Origin of the sequence: Halococcus thailandensis JCM 13552, from assembly GCF_000336715.1 — an archaeon.
In the GTDB taxonomy this organism is placed as follows: Archaea; Halobacteriota; Halobacteria; order Halobacteriales; family Halococcaceae; genus Halococcus; species Halococcus thailandensis.
Genome location: NZ_AOMF01000031.1, coordinates 1 through 798 on the forward strand (window position 1 = coordinate 1; position 798 = coordinate 798).

1 protein-coding gene and 1 pseudogene are annotated in these 798 nt (G+C 49.5%); one reads left to right on the top strand and one right to left on the bottom strand.

Annotated elements, in window-relative coordinates; genetic code table 11:
* Positions 1 to 48: 48 nt before the first annotated feature.
* Positions 49 to 303: an FAD-dependent oxidoreductase gene (locus C451_RS24230; RefSeq protein WP_080503422.1), complete on the bottom strand. Its 255-nt coding sequence runs from the start codon at positions 301 to 303 to the stop codon at positions 49 to 51.
* Between the two features lie 229 nt (positions 304 to 532).
* On the opposite strand from C451_RS24230, the pseudogene C451_RS24475 reads away from it, so the two are divergent.
* Positions 533 to 798 (top strand): annotated as a pseudogene (locus tag C451_RS24475) (IS66 family transposase); the annotation flags it as partial.

Genomic DNA, 798 nt, shown 5'->3' on the forward strand with positions numbered 1-798 from the left:
TCAACCGATCAACCAAAACAACCATGAGCTGTGACCTCACAGTCGAGGCTACCAGAGGCAAAGTCTAGAGGACTTTGCGACACGACCAAAAAATTGGTTGTAGAGATCCATTGCGTACCGCTTCATTTGGTACTGGAAGTTGTCACCATAGTAGCCAAAGAAAGCGAGAGATTTCCGAGTAGTCTCGGATGCCAACTCGCCTTGTTCGTGTACGACAACCGGAGCGTCGGTTCGACAACTTAGATGGTAGGCAATACTAGCTCCAACGATTCCGCCACCAATTATATGATAACCTGAACTCATTTTCTAGCTCCGTCTTCTATTTTAGCGACGAAGCTGCCCGCGCCTGTTCCAAGGCTGATGATTTGTTTTCTCACATATAGTAGCAGATGTCCCGATAACTTAATTGTTTGTCTCAATTTGGTGATTTTTCATAACGTTCACTAATCAGCACGGGGTAGTATCTGTTTAGCGAAACAGCTAAGACGAAATCGTAGCTCTCAGGGAAGAGCAGGACGAACAGCCGCTAATCGTGCTTTCCGGGCCTGACGGATCGCCGGGTCGTTCGACCTCGGCGATCCGTTCTGTGGGTCGGACGATCCTACCTCAACGAGATCTCGCTCTTCTCGCTGAGAACGCATTTCTTCGTCAGCAAAACGCTGCCCAGAACGAGCGAATCGAAGAGCTCGAAAAACGTCTCAAGAAGTATGAAAACGCCCACACACCGTCCAGCAAGCAGGGCGGTGCTGGACAACAGCCACAGAATGAGGAGTCGGAACAAGCCGAGGAAAACGATGA